The sequence below is a fragment of the Longitalea luteola genome, from assembly GCF_017356035.1.
Classification (GTDB): domain Bacteria; phylum Bacteroidota; class Bacteroidia; order Chitinophagales; family Chitinophagaceae; genus Niastella; species Niastella luteola.
Genome location: NZ_JAFIQX010000003.1, coordinates 127573 through 146657 on the forward strand (window position 1 = coordinate 127573; position 19085 = coordinate 146657).

General features: G+C 46.2%; 10 protein-coding genes. 5 read left to right on the forward strand and 5 right to left on the reverse strand.

Annotated features, from left to right (window positions below; genetic code table 11):
• Positions 1-152 precede the first annotated feature (152 nt).
• From JUB15_RS09070 to JUB15_RS09085, 4 genes are all read left to right on the forward strand, one after another.
• The gene (locus JUB15_RS09070) at positions 153-3152 is read left to right on the forward strand and encodes a SusC/RagA family TonB-linked outer membrane protein (protein ID WP_207512163.1); all 3000 of its coding nucleotides are present in this window, start codon (positions 153-155) and stop codon (positions 3150-3152) included.
• Positions 3153-3176: 24 nt separating this feature from the next.
• Positions 3177-4610 carry a RagB/SusD family nutrient uptake outer membrane protein gene (locus JUB15_RS09075; RefSeq protein ID WP_207512164.1) on the forward strand — a complete coding sequence of 478 codons (1434 nt, stop codon included), beginning with the start codon at positions 3177-3179 and terminating at the stop codon, positions 4608-4610.
• 606 nt (positions 4611-5216) lie between these two features.
• Positions 5217-8315, forward strand: a complete 3099-nt coding sequence (locus JUB15_RS09080; RefSeq protein WP_207512165.1) for a SusC/RagA family TonB-linked outer membrane protein — start codon at positions 5217-5219, stop codon at positions 8313-8315.
• Positions 8316-8348: 33 nt separating this feature from the next.
• Positions 8349-9830 carry a RagB/SusD family nutrient uptake outer membrane protein gene (locus JUB15_RS09085; protein WP_207512166.1) on the forward strand — a complete coding sequence of 494 codons (1482 nt, stop codon included), beginning with the start codon at positions 8349-8351 and terminating at the stop codon, positions 9828-9830.
• 76 nt (positions 9831-9906) lie between these two features.
• On the opposite strand, the gene JUB15_RS09090 is transcribed toward JUB15_RS09085, so the two are convergent.
• From JUB15_RS09090 to alaS, 5 genes are all read right to left on the reverse strand, one after another.
• Complete coding sequence (locus JUB15_RS09090; protein WP_207512167.1) at positions 9907-11106, reverse strand: TlpA family protein disulfide reductase; 1200 nt, start codon at positions 11104-11106, stop codon at positions 9907-9909.
• Positions 11107-11128: 22 nt separating this feature from the next.
• Positions 11129-12577, reverse strand: a complete 1449-nt coding sequence (gene gatB / locus JUB15_RS09095; protein WP_207512168.1) for an Asp-tRNA(Asn)/Glu-tRNA(Gln) amidotransferase subunit GatB — start codon at positions 12575-12577, stop codon at positions 11129-11131.
• A 220-nt stretch (positions 12578-12797) separates the two neighbouring features.
• On the reverse strand, positions 12798-13784 hold the full coding sequence (locus tag JUB15_RS09100) for a PDZ domain-containing protein (RefSeq protein ID WP_207512169.1): 987 nt from the start codon (positions 13782-13784) through the stop codon (positions 12798-12800).
• Between the two features lie 356 nt (positions 13785-14140).
• Complete coding sequence (locus JUB15_RS09105) at positions 14141-15136, reverse strand: M20/M25/M40 family metallo-hydrolase (RefSeq protein ID WP_207512170.1); 996 nt, start codon at positions 15134-15136, stop codon at positions 14141-14143.
• Between the two features lie 8 nt (positions 15137-15144).
• Positions 15145-17799: an alanine--tRNA ligase gene (gene alaS / locus JUB15_RS09110; RefSeq protein WP_207512171.1), complete on the reverse strand. Its 2655-nt coding sequence runs from the start codon at positions 17797-17799 to the stop codon at positions 15145-15147.
• Between the two features lie 137 nt (positions 17800-17936).
• On the opposite strand from alaS, the gene JUB15_RS09115 reads away from it, so the two are divergent.
• Positions 17937-18908, forward strand: coding sequence for a M23 family metallopeptidase (locus JUB15_RS09115; protein WP_242696277.1), 972 nt, complete (start codon positions 17937-17939; stop codon positions 18906-18908).
• The last annotated feature ends 177 nt before the right edge of the window (positions 18909-19085 follow it).

Consider the following 19085-nt stretch of genomic DNA (forward strand, 5'->3'; position numbering starts at 1 on the left):
AATTATATCTGTAAAGAAAGTGGCTTTTTCTAGATAAGATATAATTGAATTGTTTTAAACAATGCAGCACAATGCACTAAATTATGTCTCTTTTACAAATGCCTTGTAGTCACCAGGCATTACAGTTATATAATATATAAAATAACGCTTCTATGAGAAAATTTCTATGGCTCCTATGTGGGCTATTATTCTTTTCCAGCCAGTTACAGGCCCAATCCCGAACCATTTCCGGAAAGATCACTGATGAGAGCGGTAACCCCGTCCCCAATGCCTCCATTACTTTAAAAGGTACTTCATTGGGTACTACCAGCAAACCCGATGGTACTTATTCACTTACAGTTCCCGATAATGCCACAACAATAGTGATCAGTTCTGTGGGAATGGCCGCGCAGGAATTTGCGTTGGGTTCTTCTTCAACTGTAAACGCCGTACTGAAGTCTCAAACCGGCAGTTTGAGTGAAGTCGTAATTGTCGCTTATGGCACGCAGAAAAAGAAAGACCTAACCGGCGTTGTAGCTACGGTAAAAGCGCCAGATATTGAGAACAGGCCTTTTACCTCGGTAGATAAAATATTGCAGGGCCAGGTGGCCGGTTTGCAATCAGTGGCTGGTAGTGGTCAGCCCGGCGCCAACCAGTCGATCATTATCCGCGGTATGAGCTCTATCACCGCCAGCAACGCTCCTTTGTGGGTAATTGATGGTATAATTGTAAATTCAGGGGAAGCGCACCGCCTGGGAAATAACTCCAACCTGTTGAGTACCCTCAACCCCAACGATATTGAAAGTGTATCTGTATTGAAAGATGCTGCGGCCGGTTCTTTGTATGGCAGCCGTGCAGCCAACGGTGTTATCATTGTGACTACCAAAAGAGGTAGAGCAGGCAAAACCCGCTTCCGCTTCGATACAGAACTGGGGCAAAATGATATAGCCTATGTAAATGATAAATACGAGCCCTTAAACGCGGAGAAGTATTTTGAGATCACCCGTGAAGGCCTTGTGAATGCAGGAACACAACCTGCCGACATGAACAATACGCTGACAGGACTCGGCTACAATAACGGGGTTGACTTTAACTGGTACGATGCGGTGGCAAGAACCGGTAAGCAGCAACAATATAACATAAGCGCTGAAGGCGGTAACGATAAAACCACTTTTTATTTATCCGGTGGTTATTTTGTACAGGAAGGTACTACTATCAATTCCAAACTCGACAGGACAAGTGCAAGCGCCCGTTTCACCCACAAAGCAACAGATAAGTTGACCTTGGGGATTACCATCAACGGCGGATATGTTAATACCCGTGGCCCATTGGCCAGTGGCAACTTTGGTAACCCGGTGCTGGCAGGTTATTTTATGCTGCCTTCCCGCCCTGCTTATAACGACGATGGAACTTACAACCTCACCGCTTCCAGGCTCGGCAACCTGCATAACGTAATTGCGCTTACTGAAATAGACAAACGCACACAGAAAGACGTGGGTTTACGCAGTAACGCTTTTGTGGAATACAATATACTCGAGAACCTGAAATTCAGAACCAGTGTAAGCGGCGACTATAATACGCTGGAGGAAGATCAGTACAATAACCCGCTGCACGGTGATGGTGCGCCTTCTGTGGGCAGGGCTTTCTCTTATTATACCCGTTACTTCAACAGGTTGAGCACAACCACGCTCGATTGGAGCCAGAAACTGTCAAAAGATTATGACCTGCAGTTGAACTTACAGGTAGGTTACGAAGCCCAGAAATCCAGCGGTTATCAGAACTCTGTTCAATCGCAGCTGTTCCCTTCGAACCTGAGTATGAACCTGCCGGCGGTAGGTGCTACACCGGTTACAGCAACTGCCACCCTGAGTGATTATTCATTCCTGTCGCAATTTTCTTCGGCCAATATTAATTTGGAAGACAAATACATTCTGTCGGGAAGTTTCCGCCGGGATGGTTCTTCCCGTTTTGGCGCCAATAACAAGTATGGTAATTTCTGGTCAGTAGGCGCCTCATGGAATGTAGATAAGGAAGCCTTCATTGAGAATATCTCCGCGATAAGCCAGTTGAAATTGCGTGCCTCTTATGGTGTGAATGGTAATGCCGGTATTGGCAACTACGACTGGTATAAGTTATATGGCTATGGTTTCAACTATAACCAAACACCAGGCAGCGCTCCCAGCAATGTAGGCGACAGCAGTCTTACCTGGGAACTGAATAAACCCTTTAACGTAGGTATTGATGTGGGCGTGTTGCAGAACCGCATCCAGTTAAGCGTTGATTATTATGTAAGAAAATCTGAAGACCTGTTGCTGGATGTACCATTATCGCTGACCTCCGGGTTCTCAAAGGTTACCCGCAACGTGGGCTCTATGGAAAACAAAGGGCTTGAGATTGCGCTGCATGCGGTGCCTGTTAAATCAAAGGATTTTGAGTGGGCTGTCGATTTTAATTTTGCTACCAACAAGAACAGGATCACCAGCCTGCCCGGCGGTAATGAGATTGTCATGAACACCTTTTATGTTCTGCGCGAAGGAAGCAGCATACAGTCTTTTTACCTGAGAGAGTATGCAGGTGTAGATCCTGCCAATGGCGATCCGCTTTGGTATGTGGATGGGACCCACCAGACTACCACCAATAGCTATTCTTCGGCCGCCCGCGCTATTGTTGGTTCTGCATTACCCAAATCTTTTGGCTCACTGACCAATACATTCAGGTATAAAGGTTTTACCCTGGATGCACAACTGTATTATAATTTTGGCAACATGATCCAGGATCAGTGGGGTGGCTATTATATGGGCGCCGGCTTTGGTGCTACTTATAATAAAGCAGCCCGCATCTTCGATCGCTGGACGAAGCCCGGCGATGTTACTGATGTACCCAAATACGTTTATGGTGGTAATAAGAACTTCAACAGCTCTTCTACATTTTATTTGAATAAAGGTGATTTTATTCGTTTGCGTAATATCCAGTTAGGATATACGGTTCCGGCATCTATTGCTTCCAAAGCGAAACTGTCGAATGCCTTTGTATATGTGCGTGGCACCAACCTGTTCACCTGGGTGAAGGATGATAACTTACCGTTCGATCCTGAGCAGGGCACCAACAGCCAGGCGAACCTGAATGTATTCATACCTAAAACCATTACGATCGGATTGAGCCTTGGTTTCTAACATTAAAATCTAATTATTACAATTATGAATCTGTTTTCTAAATATAAATTGGTAGGGCTGGCTGTTATCGTTGCCGCCTTTGCTTCGTGTAGCAAGAGTTTTCTTGAATTAACGCCGCCTACATCTGTATCGCCTGAAACTGCATTAAGCACAGAAGCCGATCTGCTGGTTGCCACAAAAGGTATGTATGCCGGATTACGCACGGGGGTAACCATTGGAACTACAAGTTACGCACCCGATGCTTTCGGCAGAACCATTCCGGTGTTAGGAGATGTAATGGCCGATAATGCCTATCAGTCTTCGGTAAATACCAACCGGTATACCCTGTATAATAACTATACATTTCCTGTTACAGACGGCAATGCGTTAGGCATGTGGGCCTCTTTGTACGCGGTGATCCTGAGAGCCAATAACATCATCAATGCGCCGGTAGACGCCAATGCCAACGTAAACCAGTACAAAGGTGAGGCGTATGCGGTCCGTGCCCTTTGCTATTTTACCCTGGTAAGATATTATGCCCGGCCTTATACTGAAGATCCTAATAAACCAGGATTACCCATCATTACAACCTATGATCCTGATTTTAAACCTGAGCGCAGCAAGATTGCTGATGTGTATGCTTTGATCAACAGTGATCTTAACCAGGCTTACACCTTAATGACGCTATTCACCAATTCTTCGCAGTTCAGTAAATATGCTGCCAAAGCATTACAGGCTAAGGTGTATTTAACCATGGGTGATATGGCGAATGCAAGAACTGCCGCGCTGGATGTAATTAACAATGGTCCGTTTAAATTAGTAGGTGCAGCTGATTATGTTGCTTACTGGGCTAACAATGCGATCCGGGAAGACAAATTGGAAACCGTGTTTGAAGTTTCTTCGGATGCGGTTAGCAATCTTGCCTTTGACGCGCTTTCTTACCTGTACAGCCAGGCTGGTAACTATGGCGACTTCCTGGTTGCCAGTGACCTCTACAGTCTGTTCAGTGCAGGTGATGTTAGAAGGACTTTGTATCCAACCGGTGAACGCCCTAAAAACACGCCCGTTGTGTTCATTAACAAATATACCGGCCTGGCTGGCGATCGCAGTGATACCAAAATATTGCGCCTGAGTGAAATGTATCTCATCGCAGCAGAAGCATCAGTTGGTACGAACGAAGCAGACGCCATTAAATATGTGAATGAGATCACCAGCCGCAGAGGCGCTGCTCCTATTGCCTCCACCGGCGCTGCGCTGTACGAAGACATCATTACAGAGCGCAGAAAAGAACTGGCTTTTGAGGGTGACCGCTACCTCGATCTGCAACGCCTGAAACGCGATGTGGTACGGAGTACGAATTATCCAAGTGCTGCCAGAACCATTGCCTTTACCAATTTCAGAAGGATATTGCCTATACCACAGGCTGAAATGGATGCCAATCCTAATATCAGGTCACAACAAAATGAAGGCTATAAATAGCCTGTAGTTTATCCATACCTTTAAAGGGGCTGTCCAACCGGGCAGCCCTTTATTTTTTACTGTCAACGGCCAACCCGGCAGCTGCGTTTTATTTTCTGATAACCCCAGCTGGTGAGGTAAAGCTGTTGACCATGCCGGTTCCTATCCTTGTTCTGCAATAAGTAGAATTATGTAGAAATGCAAGTCTGCATCCTGCTGCCGCCAAATGGTGGGAGGCCTGTTGTATTTTTAACCCATGATTGTTTTTTACTCTCTGTTTTGGGTTGAGAATACATTATCTAAATATATTTTATTCTGTAAGTCCTTATCTTTGGACTCCCTACCGATAACCTTGCAGGATGTGCGATGCAGATTCATGCATAATTGTTTTTGATCAATATTTTGATCAAAAGAGCATTCAGGCAATACCGGGAATGTCCCGGCAGACCGTTACTAAATCATGTTATTGAAGTTTTTATGGTTTAATGGTCTTAACCATGTTAACCATGTTGTGATAAGAGCAGCAGTTTGTTATGCAGCGCTGCTATGGTTTAGTTGTCCTACTTTAATATATCCATTATAAAATTTTTTTATCCACTGTTAATAACCTTGTAAATACTAACTCCGATGAGAAAAATGCTAATATCCCTTTGGTGCATCCTGTTGCTACTATCGGGAGAGCTGCTTGCCCAGACCCGCACGCTTACCGGAAAGGTCACCGATTCCAATGGTAATCCGGTTTCGAACGCTTCAGTCATTGTTAAAGGCACCAGGGTAGGTACCGTTACGCATACCGATGGTATGTATTCATTGAACGTACCAATGGGCGCCAAAACCCTTGTCGTTTCGTCAATCAACCTGCAACCACAGGAAGTTGGCATCGGAGCTACTAGTGAGTACAATGTGATCTTAAAGGCCCAGGAAAGCTCCATGGATGAAGTGGTGGTGGTAGGTTATAATACCATTGCCAAACGGTCGCTGACCGGCTCCGTAAGCCGGGTTAAAGGAGATGAAGTGGCCAATAAACCCGTAACCAGCTTCGACCAGGCGCTTACCGGTAAAGCGGCCGGCGTGCAGGTGAATACCTCATCGGGTCTTATAGGCGATCATGTGATCATTCGCATCAGGGGCGGAGCCTCTGTATCCAGTGGAAGCAACCCTTTGATCGTTATTGATGGTATTCCTGTAACACAGGGCGATATAGGATCAAATTATAATCCAGCCAATGCACTGGCTGAACTAAACCCGAATGATATTGAAAATATTGAGGTGCTGAAGGATGCTTCTGCAGCGGCCATTTACGGTTCGCGCGGTTCGGCAGGGGTGCTGCTTATTACTACAAGAAAGGGAAAAGCAGGGCAAAATAATCTTTCCTATGATAACTATGTAGGGTTCAATGAACCAGCCCGTAAAATGAAAGTGTTGAATGGGGCCGATTATATTACCACCATCAATAAATTAAGAAGCAACGCCGGTCTTACAGCCGCAGCGGCTTATGGCGATATAAATAACGATGGCAAACCCGATACCGTAAGTACAGACTGGCAGAATGAGCTTTTTCGCAAAGGGCTGGTACAAAACCATAACCTGGCTGTTAGTGGCGGTACACAAAAAACTACCTATTATGCTTCCCTGAACTATAATGACATTCAAAGTTATATAGAGGCCACCGGCCAGAAAAGAGCCGCAGCCCGCCTGAATCTGTCATCTAAAATTACAGACTGGTTACAGGTAGGTGTGAATACTCAGTATTCACAAACGAAAACAAATAACCTGGGTTCCGGAACAGGTAACTTTTTTGCGGGGATACCTTACGGTCCGTTAACGGCCATGCCGAATATTCCGGTTAATGGAACAGATGGAAAATATTATGCAGGAGTGGGTGGCAACAATCCCAATTTAAGTTATAGTGTGCCCAACCCCGAAGCCGTTACACATTGGAATTATGAAGATCGCGACGCCCGCCGCTTTATTGGCAGTGCTTTTGGGGAAATACAATTTTTAAAAGGGCTTAAGCTTAAAAGCCAGGTGAATATCGATCATGCCAATGCAGTAACCGATGCTTACTGGAATAAGGAAATCGGCGATGGCCTGGGGTCGGGATTACGGCAAACGATATATTCTGAAGCAAAGACATGGAGCTGGTTTAATACATTAAATTATTTCCGGCAAATAGGAATTCATCACGAACTAAATGTACTCGCCGGCGCGGAGTATACCCGCCGTACCAGCTCCTATTTTTACAATTATGGCCGGGGTATCAAAGATCCTGACTTTTTAATCATAAGTCCGGCCAACTATACTGAAACAGGTACTGGAAACGGTGTGGGGGATATAGATGATGGGCTGGCTTCCTATTTTGGTTCGATCAATTATGGATTCAGAAAAAAATACCTGGCTACATTCAATATCAGGACCGATGCTGACAGCCGTTTTGGAAAAGATAAGCGCTGGGGATACTTTCCCTCGGGCTCCATTGCCTGGCGGGTGACAGAAGAAGATTTTATGCGCTCCTATGCTTTTGTAAAAGATCTGAAGTTAAGGACAAGCTATGGAGTTACCGGCAATTCGGAAATTGGTTATTTTCCGGCCATCAGCACTTTTGAACCTGGAACCTATGCCGATTTATCGATGCTTACCTTAGCTAATCCGGGTAACTCGGCCCTGCGTTGGGAGCGACATAAACAATTTGATGTAGGTATTGATGCGGTCTTACTGAAAAATACCAGCTTGACCCTGGAGTATTATAACAGGAAAACGATTGACCTTATTTTGGACAATCCTGTACTGGCCACACTTGGTTTTCCAGATAATACCATAACGGAAAATGTGGGTGAACTGCGAAGCCGTGGGATTGAGTTAACCGTGGCCAGCCCTGTGCTGCATAGAAAAGATTTTCAGTGGGATGCTAATTTCAACATTGCGTGGAACCAAACCAAAGTGATCTCCACCAACTTAGTGGGAGATGATCTGTATGATAATAACGATCCACTGGCAACCTTCTCTATCGCCCGGCCGGGAGAACAATTAGGTGTTTTTTATCTTATGCGTTGGGCCGGTGTGAATCCGATCAATGGGTTGCCTACCTATTTAGATATAAACGGAAATCAAAAACAGTATGAAAGGGTTTCCAATACCAATGTGTGGACATCTGTTAAAGATGGTACAGGCACCAGCGCGGTTGGTGCTACTGATCGCGTGGTGCTGAAAGGTAAAACACCGTATCCTAAGTTTTATGGTGGTTTCACGCAAACGGTCCATTACCTCAGTTTTGATGCCAGCGTTGACCTGCAATATGCGTTTGGGTTTTATGTTTATAACCAAACCAAGTCGTTCCTGTTGAATTATTCCAATGTCAGGAATAAGTCAGAAGATATTTTGAACGCATGGACAAAAGCAGGTGATGTTACTGATGTGCCCCGCCTGTATTGGGGCGATAATTTTTTTGCTTCACAGCCTTCAACCCGATGGCTCGAAAAGGGTGATTTTGTTAGGATACGGAATGTGCAAATTGGTTATACGATGCCAAAAACTATCACTAACAGGATCAAGGTAAGCAGAATCCGGTTTTATGTGCAGGCTAATAACCTGTATACGTTCACCGGTTACTCGGGCATCGATCCGGAATCGAACAGTGTTGGTAATACGAATATCGGTTTGGGGATCGATAAAATGCGACCCTATTTAGCCCGTACGTATACCATGGGTATTAACCTCGGCTTATAATTGCAATTGTGTACACAACAAAAAAATTAAGTCATGCGATCTATATTTTTTGGATTATTATTAATGGCTATAGCTAATAGTTCGTGTCAGAAAAAGGTTCTTGATATAGAACCGCAGGATCTATTATCGAGCGACCTGGCATTTTCCACTCCCGAAAAAATTGAAGCCGCTACCCTTGCCACTTATGAAGGGTTACAAAGTGCCAATTTTTTATCAGGGCGCGCATTGATATATGTAGACCTGCTGGGCGAGGATATTTGCGACAGAAATGGTTTTTTTGTCGAACTCCCCCGTTACAATCTTTTGGCGAATAGTGGCATTGCTGCAGGTGTTTGGACGGCAGGATACGATGCCATAGTGAGGGCTAACAGGGCTTTGGCTGGCATTACAGCCAATAGCAGCAAGCTCACAACAGATAAAGCCGGGGCGCTTATTGCTGAATGTAAATTTGTGCGCGCAGTGGCCAATTTTTACCTTGTGAATTTTTTTGCGCAACCATATAGTTTTACTGCTGATGCCTCTCACATTGGTATACCGTTAATAACAGACAGCTACACGTTTAACGATCCTGCCGCAAACAAACCAAGATCAAGTGTTAGTGAAGTATATACGGCTATCATTACCGATATGACCGAAGCGTTGGCTGATCTGCCATTGTCGTATACCGGTTATAATGATAATGCTTACCATAATAAAACGCGCGGCACCAAAGCGGCAGCTTCTTCATTTTTATCCAGGATTTTTTTATACAAAGGAGATTACGCCAATGCCAGGAAATATGCGCTGGATGTGATCAATGGCGCCTATGGCAGTTTTGCCCTGAATACCGCCGTTAATGGCGCTTTTGGTCCCGGTAATTATAAAACCGATGAGACTATATGGTCAATTCCTAACAATATTGACGATAATCCAAATACCAATAATGCACTGCCGCAGCATTATTATCCAACAGGTAAAGCCGATCTGATGATTTCGCCTGCCTTTCTGAACACAGCTTCCAACAAGTTCTTTTTGGCTGATGATAAACGAAGAAGTATGATCATTTCCGGGCCTGGCGCCCTCAGTGGACTTAAATTCACTAACAAATATCCTGATGTGGCAAGCCGGGGCGACTGGGCGCCAGTCATTCGTTATGCGGAGGTGTTGCTCACTTATGCAGAAGCGCAAGCCCGTACAGCTACCGGCATTGATGCCGATGCGATTGACAAATTGAATGTAGTTAGAGACAGGGCCAAAGCATTTACAACGCCCTCCTATATGCCGGGCAATTTTATTAGTAAAGATGAACTGATCGCCGCTATTTTAGGCGAGCGCCGTATCGAGCTGGCTTTTGAAGGCCATCGGTTCTGGGACCTGATGCGTATTAAAGCAAATGTTACCAATAAATATGATGGTGATGGTGTTAATCTGTTGCCTGACCAACCATTTGGGGCACAAAAGAACATTTTCCCAATCCCTCAATTGGAAGTTGATAAAAGTAAAAAAGTATTAGTGCAGAATCCGGGATATGAATAAAGTTTAATGAGTATAAAAGGAAAGGCCTCTCATCAATTGATGGGAGGCCTTTCCTTTTATACTTAACGCGCTATTATTATTGCAGGAAGATCTCGTGCAGTTTGCTGTCCAGTGCTTCGCCGCGTAAGCCTTCACCTACCACATTGCCTTCCGGATCTATCAAAACATTATACGGAATACCGGTGAAACCGAAAGTGGTTACCGCTTTGCTGTCCCAGAAAGCGAGATCGCTTACATGCGTCCATTTCAACTGATCTTCTTTGATAGCCTCTAACCAGTTCTCTTTCTTTTTATCGAGTGATACGCCCAGGATCGTGAAATTCTTGCTCTTGTATTTGTTAAAGGCTGCTACCACGTTCGGGTTTTCTGCCCGGCAGGGCTGACACCAGCTTGCCCAAAAATCAACCAGTACATATTTGCCTTTGAAAGAAGAGATAGAAACTTTTTTACCATTTACATCGGGCAGAACTAACTCAGGCGCCTTTTTACCTACCCAGGCATTTTGCTGTTCCTGCTCTGCTCTTATTTTTTCGATCTGTTCTTTATAGGCATTGTACCTTTTCTTCATTTCTGCCAGGTTCGAATCGCCTACGTATTTCTGCGTAAGACTGTTCAGCGCCGTTTCAAATTCCGGCTGCGGCAGGGTCTTGGCCGACCGGCCCAGCACAAATGCAGCCACTACCGGTTGACTTGCATCGGTCATCATCCGCTTCATATACTCGTTCAACTCTTTAATGGCGGCATTTTTACGATTGGTAAGGTTGATCAGTGTGCTGTCAGGTGCGCCTATGCGTTTCAGGCTGTCGAGCTGGTTCATGGTTTGCTCGGCGCTTGTGCTTTTAACGTCATAGGTAAAAATGAAGTCCTGCAGTTCACGGCTGGCAACCGAACCGGCAACCGTATAAAATCTTTCATTCGCCATATCAATATCAACGGTGATATTCGGAACATCGTTCACTACCGGGATCATGGGACCATCGAGCACCACAATATTGTACATGCCAATATTCTTGGCGGGTCCTTTTAACGTATATGATCTTTTATCTGCCGAAACGGTTACCGAATCCAGTTGAACAGGCGGAATGTCGCCGCCAAACGGAACTTCATACAACATCAGCGTTACCATCCCTTTTTTAATAGCATTCGGGTACAGCGCCGCTACTTTATCGAGGTTGGCTACATTACCGGTTACCTCCAGAGTGCCTTTGTCTTTTTGCGAACAGGCGCTGAAGGTGATCACCAGTATCATCAATAACCAATGCGAAATGCGTTTCATTAATATGGTTTTAGTTTAATAGTTATTGCAGTTTTTTCAAAAGGATGTCGTTGGTAAGTTTAGGATCAGCCTTGCCTTTCGATACTTTTTTTACCTCGCCCACAAACAAGCCGATCAGTCCTTTTTTTCCTTTTTTATATTCTGCCACCTTATCGGGCATCTTGTTTAATACTTCTTCGATCCAGGCAGCTACATTCCCTTCGTCAGAATCCTGTAACAGGTTCAGTTCTTTGGCCAATTGTAATGGCTGCTTGCCCGGCTCCTTTAAAAGCGCAGCAAATAGTTTGGTCGAAGCCACCGAGAAGTTTACCTGGTTGCTGTCGATAAGCGCGATAAGTGCTGCAATCGTAGCCGGGGGCACCGGGAATGCAGTTATGGATCCACCGGTTTCATTGAGCCATGACTTAACAGGGCCCAGCATCCAGTTGGCGGCTGCTTTATAATTTTTCGTGTGTTCAATGATCTGTTCAAAATATACAGCCAGTTCTTTTTCGTCGGTTATCACGCGTGCATCGTAATCGGGTAGCTGCAATTCTTGCGTGTACCGCACAACGCGTTCTTCGGGCAGGGCCGGAATAGAAGCGCGTACTTCGTGTAAAAGCTCGTCCGTTACAACAAACGGCGTAAGATCAGGATCGGCAAAGTAGCGGTAATCGTTGGCGTCTTCCTTGGTGCGCAGCGCGAACGTGGTACCATTGCCGGCATCAAAGCTGCGGGTTTGTTGGATCACCTTTTCGCCTGATTCCAGAATGTCTATCAACCGTTTGGACTCAAATTCAATGGCGCGTTTTACGTTCCTGATCGAGTTCAGGTTCTTTACTTCTACTTTAGTGCCCAGTTTGGTGTCGCCTTTTTTACGAACTGAAATATTGGCGTCGCAACGCATGCTGCCTTCTTCCATATTGCCGTCGCAGATCTCGAGATAGCGCAGCAGCTTTCTCAGCTCAGTAAGATAAGCATAGGCTTCGTCGCCACTGTGAATATCGGGTTCGGTAACGATTTCTACCAGCGGTACGCCGGCGCGGTTATAATCTACACACGTATTGTTGGGATCAACATCATGCAGGCTTTTCCCGGCATCCTCTTCCATGTGAATGCGGTTGAGCCTGATATCGCGGGTTCCTTCCTGCGTACGGATGGTTACAAAACCGCCCTGGCAAACCGGGGTCGTATGTTGTGATAACTGGTATCCTTTTGGCAGGTCGGGATAAAAATAATTCTTGCGGGCAAAATAGTTATGCCGGGTGATGCTGCAATTACAGGCCAGCCCTATTTTAACGGCATAGGTAATGGCCTTTTTATTCAATTTGGGCAGGGTGCCGGGGTGTGCCAGGGTAATTGGACTGATATGTGTGTTGGGATCACCGCCAAACGCAGCACTGTCGCCACAAAACAGCTTGCTGTTTGTGAGTAACTGGGCATGCACTTCCAGACCAACAACTATCTCATATTCATCGTAATTTATCGACATAATTATTCTGATTGCCTAATGGTGAAAAATCAGACAAAAATACCTCATTTCCGCCAATGGTATTTTGACAAAAAAGCCGCTCCGGTATAAATCGGAACGGCCTCACCGCCTTTGCTTTAAAAGCTTCACCGGCTCTTCAGCCTGCGTTAAAGCTTCGGCGGCTTTAGCTGCCTACGCTAAAACTTCGGCAGCTGATACAGGGCTGATGTTTGAAAAACGCTTATAAGGTGGCTGTTTTTAATTTTTTAGGCGTTTTAACTTCAACGGTTTGCGATTTTCCGTTACGGTTGAAGGTTATTTTAACAGCCGCTTTGTCTTTTGATTCCCGGGCAGCACTGGCCAATTCCTCCGCAGAGTTCACCTTTTTACCATCAAATTCGGTGATCACATCATCTTCCTGAATGCCCGCTTTTTCAGCAGGTGATTCATCATCAACACTTAATACTTTGGCTCCTTTACCTTCTTCGGTATCCTGGGCTTTTATGCCAAGGCGGGGGCGGCCGCCATAAGAGAAGGCCCGGGGACCGAAATCACCGTCTTTCCAGTCAAAATTAAAGTTCGGCATCTGAAACTCGTGCGGGCCTCCCATGATCACATTGCCTTTTCTTTTGCCCAGCGTAGCTTCCGTTTTAGCGCTTTTGCCGCTTCTTTCATAAGTGATGGTCACCTTGTCTTCGGGTTTATGTTTACCGATCACTTTCGAAAGGTCTTCCGGGCTGTCGATAACCTCATCATTCACTTTTTTGATCACATCATTTTCTTTTAATCCCGCCTTGTCGGCTGCACTGCCTTCAGTTACCTTTTGAATAATGGCGCCTTTCACATCTTTGTCTTTCTCTGTAAAAACACCCAGCATGGCGCCGTCGCGCACGATCATATCGTCGCCAAAGCTAAAAGTGCCGCCCTGGCCACGGAAAGGCGAGTGGGGGGCTGCCAACCCATAAACCCTTGATCTGCCTTTTTTTATTACAATATCATCATCGTCGAATTCATCCAGGGGTTTACCGTTCACAGTAACGTCATCGCCTTTGATCTCAATGGTTACCTTGGCGTCTTTGTCGCCTTTTCTTTTGATAATGATCTCTTCATTATCACTTATTTTGGTTGACTTGTCTTTATCTTTTTCTTTTTCCTGGGCGGCCAGGGGCTGGCACAGCATCAAGGTAAATACTGCCATAGCGGTGCCGGAGATCAGAAATCGTCTCATGGTATGTAGGTTTTTAATATTAGAATATTTAACTACGTCAACTTTCGTACTTCAAATATAGGAAAATAATGGAAATACGAAAATTTTCGGAATTGTTAAAGCTATGTTGGCTTTCGGGGTTGCTGCAAGCTTGTAATAGCGGCGAAGGACGGGTGTGATGATTTGTCTTCAAAGGTCCGGCGCTGCCTGCGTTTCAGTGGGTAGACGGCGCAGGGTGGGGGAACGGTTGCCCGATTGAACGTTAAAAAACTGAAAACTTCATTACTGTATGTAAACCTCTATCTGATTCAGCATCCTCATACCCCGACTTTCCAGCCTTTTCAACCCGTCAACTGGTTAACAGGTCAACTGATCTACTACTTCTTCGGCGTGTCTGACCCATCCGCAAGCCCCGTGGTAGCCAGGGCAATGGCTTTTACTACCTCTGTCATGAAAGGGTAATCAAGTGTTTCCCATTCGTCGTTCAGGCTGTGGTAATATATGTCAACCGGTGAACTGGTAATAATTGTATGAGCGATTACGCCTCGTTTGGCGAAGGGAAAATTATCTGACCGGGCATATAAATTCTCGTGCGTGAACCGGTCGGGCCGGAAGTATTTTTCTCCATATTGCGGCGCCAGGTGAAACAATCTTTTATTAAGCAGTTCTTGCAGGTTCGAATGCTCTTCGCCGGTAATGTAAGGATTTTTGTTGTTCTCCGATACAGGTCGTCCGATCATATCCATATTCACCATGGCAGTTACGGCTTTAGGGTCGAAGGCCTCTGCCAGGTGTTTCGAGCCAAGTAATCCTTCTTCTTCACCGGAAAAAGCAATGAAGATGATCGTGCGTTCCCGTTGCGGATATCGGGCAAAATACCGTGCCAGATGAATGAGCCCGCTGATACCGGAGGCATTATCATTGGCGCCGTTATAGATCTTGTCTTTTTTTTCGGGTTTGCCGCGTTCAGGCACATAATAGGGAACGGTGTGGTTCTTAGTTCCTATATGGTCATAGTGCGCGCTGAAAATAATAAGTTCCCCGGCTCTGGATCGTCCGGGCAAAGCGGCTACTACGTTGAACGCTGTGACTTTATTACCCATGGTAAACGGCATAATATAACCGTCATTACCGGCTATGGGCATGGCACCTGCCTTCTCAAAGGCTGAACTGATATATAATGCGGCGCGGGAAGCGTGAACGGTGCCTGTAAGCCGTCCCTGAAAGCTGTCTGCCGACAGGGTTTGAACCATTTCTTTCAGGGACGAAAGCGTTATGATAGAGTCAACATGTATTGACTGGGCCGAACATACTATGGTAATAGTCCAGGATAAGGTAATGATGAGAGACAGCCTTGCATAACAGTACAGCATGTCCTAAATTACAACAAGCTTTTCACTTTGGCGATCACTTGTTGCAGGTTAGCGGCATCCTGTCCACCGGCTGTGGCAAGGGTTTTTTGTCCGCCGCCGCCCCCTTTAATGAGCGGGGCAACATGTTCCTTAATGATCTTACCGGCATCCAGCTGGCGGGCGGCCGCCACGGTGTCGGCAATGCCTACAGCAACAAAAGGTTTACCGCCGATGTTGGCGCACAGCACTACCAGATGATCATTCAGGTTATTTTTCAGATCAAAGCACAGTTTTTTTAATGCATCGGCATTGCCTACTTCAACAATATCGCCAACAAACGTAACGCCGTTGATGATCTCATCTTTATGCAGCAGCTCATTGCGGATGCCGACCAGCATGCGGTTTTCCAGGTGCTCGAGTTTCTTCTTCAGCTCGCTGTTCTCTGCAGCGATGTTCTGAACGGCTTTCAACAGGTCGGCCGGGTTTTTCAACTCTTCTTTTACCTGTTGCAACTGAATTAACTGATCGTTGATGTATTGTTCGGCTGCCAGTCCGCAAACAGCTTCAATTCGGCGTACACCTGCAGCTACGGCTGATTCATGTTTTAATTTAAAGAGGCCCAGTTCGCCGGTAGCGCCCACGTGGGTACCACCGCACAACTCTACGGAATAAGCAGGGTCTATGATCACCACGCGAACAACATCGCCGTATTTTTCGCCAAAAAGCGCCATGGCGCCCAGTTTCAGGGCTTCTTCCTTGGGCAGTTCCTTGATAACGACGGGTATGTTCTCACGGATCTTTTCATTTACAATGGCCTCTACTTTGGCTATTTCATCGCCGGTCATTTTAGCGAAATGCGAAAAGTCGAAACGCAGGTATTCATCATTCACCAGCGACCCTTTTTGCGCTACGTGCGTGCCCAGTACTTTGCGCAGGGCGGCATGCAGCAGGTGTGTGGCAGAGTGGTGAACGGCTGTTCTGGCGCGGCGTTCGGTGTTAATGCGGGCGTCTACAATGCCGGTAATATTGATCGGCAGTTTTTCAACAAAATGAATGATGAGGTCATTTTCTTTTTTGGTATCTACTACTGCTACTTCCTCACCTTCAAAATATAATGTGCCGGTATCGCCAACCTGTCCGCCGCTTTCTGCATAAAAGGGCGTTTTGGTAAGCACCAGTTGGAACGAGGTTTTTCCTTTGGCGGTCACCTTGCGGTATTTCAATACTTTGGCTTCGGCCTGGGAATTGTCATAACCCACAAAACTGGTGCTGCCGTCTTCGCTCAATACCATCCAGTCTTCCGCATTCAATGCGGTAGCGGCGCGGCTGCGGTCTTTTTGTTGCTGCATTTCGGCTTTAAAGCCTTCTTCATCAACCTCGAGGTTGTTTTCCCGGGCAATCAGTCTGGTCAGATCTACCGGGAACCCATAAGTATCGTACAGTTCAAAAGCGGCTGAACCGTTGATGGTTTTGTTCTTCGCAGAAGCGATGATCTCGTCGATCTTCTTCAGGCCTTTTTCCAGCGTACGCAGGAAGGCTTCTTCTTCTTCCTTTACCACTTTGGCAACAAAATCCTTTTGCTGTTGCAGCTCGGGAAACACGGTTTTGAACTGTTCGGCCAGCACCGGCACCAACTGGTGTAACAGCGGTTGTTTATAGTCGAGATAACTATAATAATAACGAACGGCGCGGCGCAGGATACGGCGGATCACATAGCCGGCTCCTGTATTAGAGGGCAGCTGTCCGTCGGCAATGGTAAAGCTGATGGCGCGAATGTGATCGGCCAGCACGCGGAATGCTACTGCCTGGTGCCACTCAGCGCCCTCCCGGCCTCCCCCGGGCGGGGGCGAGGCCTTCGGATCGTATTTCTTGTTCGTGATCTTCTCAATGGCAGCAAGGGTGCCGGTGAAAACATCAGAATCGTAGTTGGATTGTTTGCCCTGCAGCACCCGTACCAATCGTTCAAAACCCATCCCGGTGTCAACGTGTTTGGCGGGGAGCGACTCCAGGCTGCCGTCTTTTTTACGGTTAAATTGCATGAACACGTTGTTCCAGATCTCGATCACCTGCGGGTGGTCATTATTTACCAGTTCGGCGCCGTTCTTCAATTTTCTTTCTTCGTCAGACCGGCAGTCAACATGGATCTCGGAGCAGGGACCACAGGGGCCGGTATCGCCCATTTCCCAGAAATTATCTTTTTTGTTACCAGCCAGAATACGATCATCAGCTATCAGTTTAGCCCATTCCGCATAGGCTTCCTCATCTTTGGGCAGCTTTTCCGTGGCATCGCCTTCAAAATAAGTTACATATAACCGGTCCTTGGGTATTTTATATACCTCGGTAAGCAGTTCCCAGCTCCAGGCTATGGCTTCTTTTTTAAAATAGTCGCCGAAGCTCCAGTTGCCCAGCATTTCAAACATGGTATGATGGTAGGTATCAACGCCCACTTCTTCCAGGTCGTTGTGTTTTCCGCTTACCCTGAGGCATTTCTGCGTATCGGCCACTCTCGGGAACGGCGCTTTTTTATTACCCAGGAAATAGTCTTTGAACTGGTTCATCCCCGCATTGGTAAAAAGCAGGGTAGGGTCATTTTTTACCACAATAGGAGCCGATGGTACAATTTCGTGTCCTTTCTTGCGGAAAAATTCCATGAAAAGCTGTCGTATTTCTGCGCTGGTCATCATAAAACGGAACGATCTTTGATAAAATTGGCTCTTAAGCCTTTATATTTGTAAAAGTTACCAATTTGGGCAACGGCTGCAAAGGTAACTTAATTCGGGCTGTTTTGCTGAAAAGCAACCTTGGTAATCGGCTTGTATCCATGAAGAAAATCAAGTACTACTACAATACCAATACTCTCCGATATGAAAAGCTGGAGACTCCGCTGCATGTAAAGTTGCTGCGGGTGCTCGGTTTTATATCGGCCGCCATAGTCACTTCTATTATAATTGTTTCCATCGCTTACCGGTATTTCCCTTCCACCAAGGAAAAAGCATTGATGCAGTATAATGAACAGCTGCAGGAGCGCTATTGGGTGCTCGATGAGCAGGTTGCCAAAATGCAGCAGCGCATGACCCAATTGGAGGAACGCGACAATGATATTTACCGCACCATTTTCGAGGCCAATCCCATTCCCGACAGTATGCGGGCAAAAGACCTTGCCCAGCAAAAGGAAATGGAAATGGTGGCCAGCATGACCAATTACGAGCTCGAAAACTCCATCGTACACTCGCTTCGCAACCTGGAGAACCGCATGGCGGCCCAGGAGAAATCTTATGTTGAAATAACCGGGTTCATCAAGAATAAGGAACAACTGTTAGCCTGTACGCCGGCCATACAGCCGGTGAGCAACAGCGACCTGAAACGGGTAGCCTCCGGTTTCGGTTACCGCATCGACCCGGTTTATAAAACCGTGAAGTTCCATGGCGGCCTCGATTTTGCGGCTCCCCAGGGAACACCGATCTATGCCACCGCCAATGGCACCGTTAAGATCGCCGGCAACCTCGGTAATGGTTATGGCAATCACGTGATCCTGAACCATGGTTATGGTTACGAAACACTGTATGGCCACATGTACCGCATTAAAGTTAAACCCGGCGAACGCATCAAACGCGGTGAGATCATTGGATGGGTGGGCAGTACCGGAAAATCAACTGGTCCGCACTGCCATTATGAAGTACATAAGAATGGACGTCACCTCGATCCGGTTTACTTCTTCTACAACGACCTTTCACCCGAACAGTTCGACCGCTTGCTGAAGATGTCATCTTCAAGCAACCAAAGCTTTGATTAGTAGGTGAATGGTCAATCTTTCTTAAACATAATGATCTTTTTGCGTCACCGGAATCCCCTGCGTATACGCAGCTTTAAGTGTTCATCAAACAATTTTAATATAGCCGTTGTTATTGGAGGCTGGTATGTCTGTTGTCTGAATAAGCCACTGGCTTTCAGCAGTTGATGGCTTGTATTT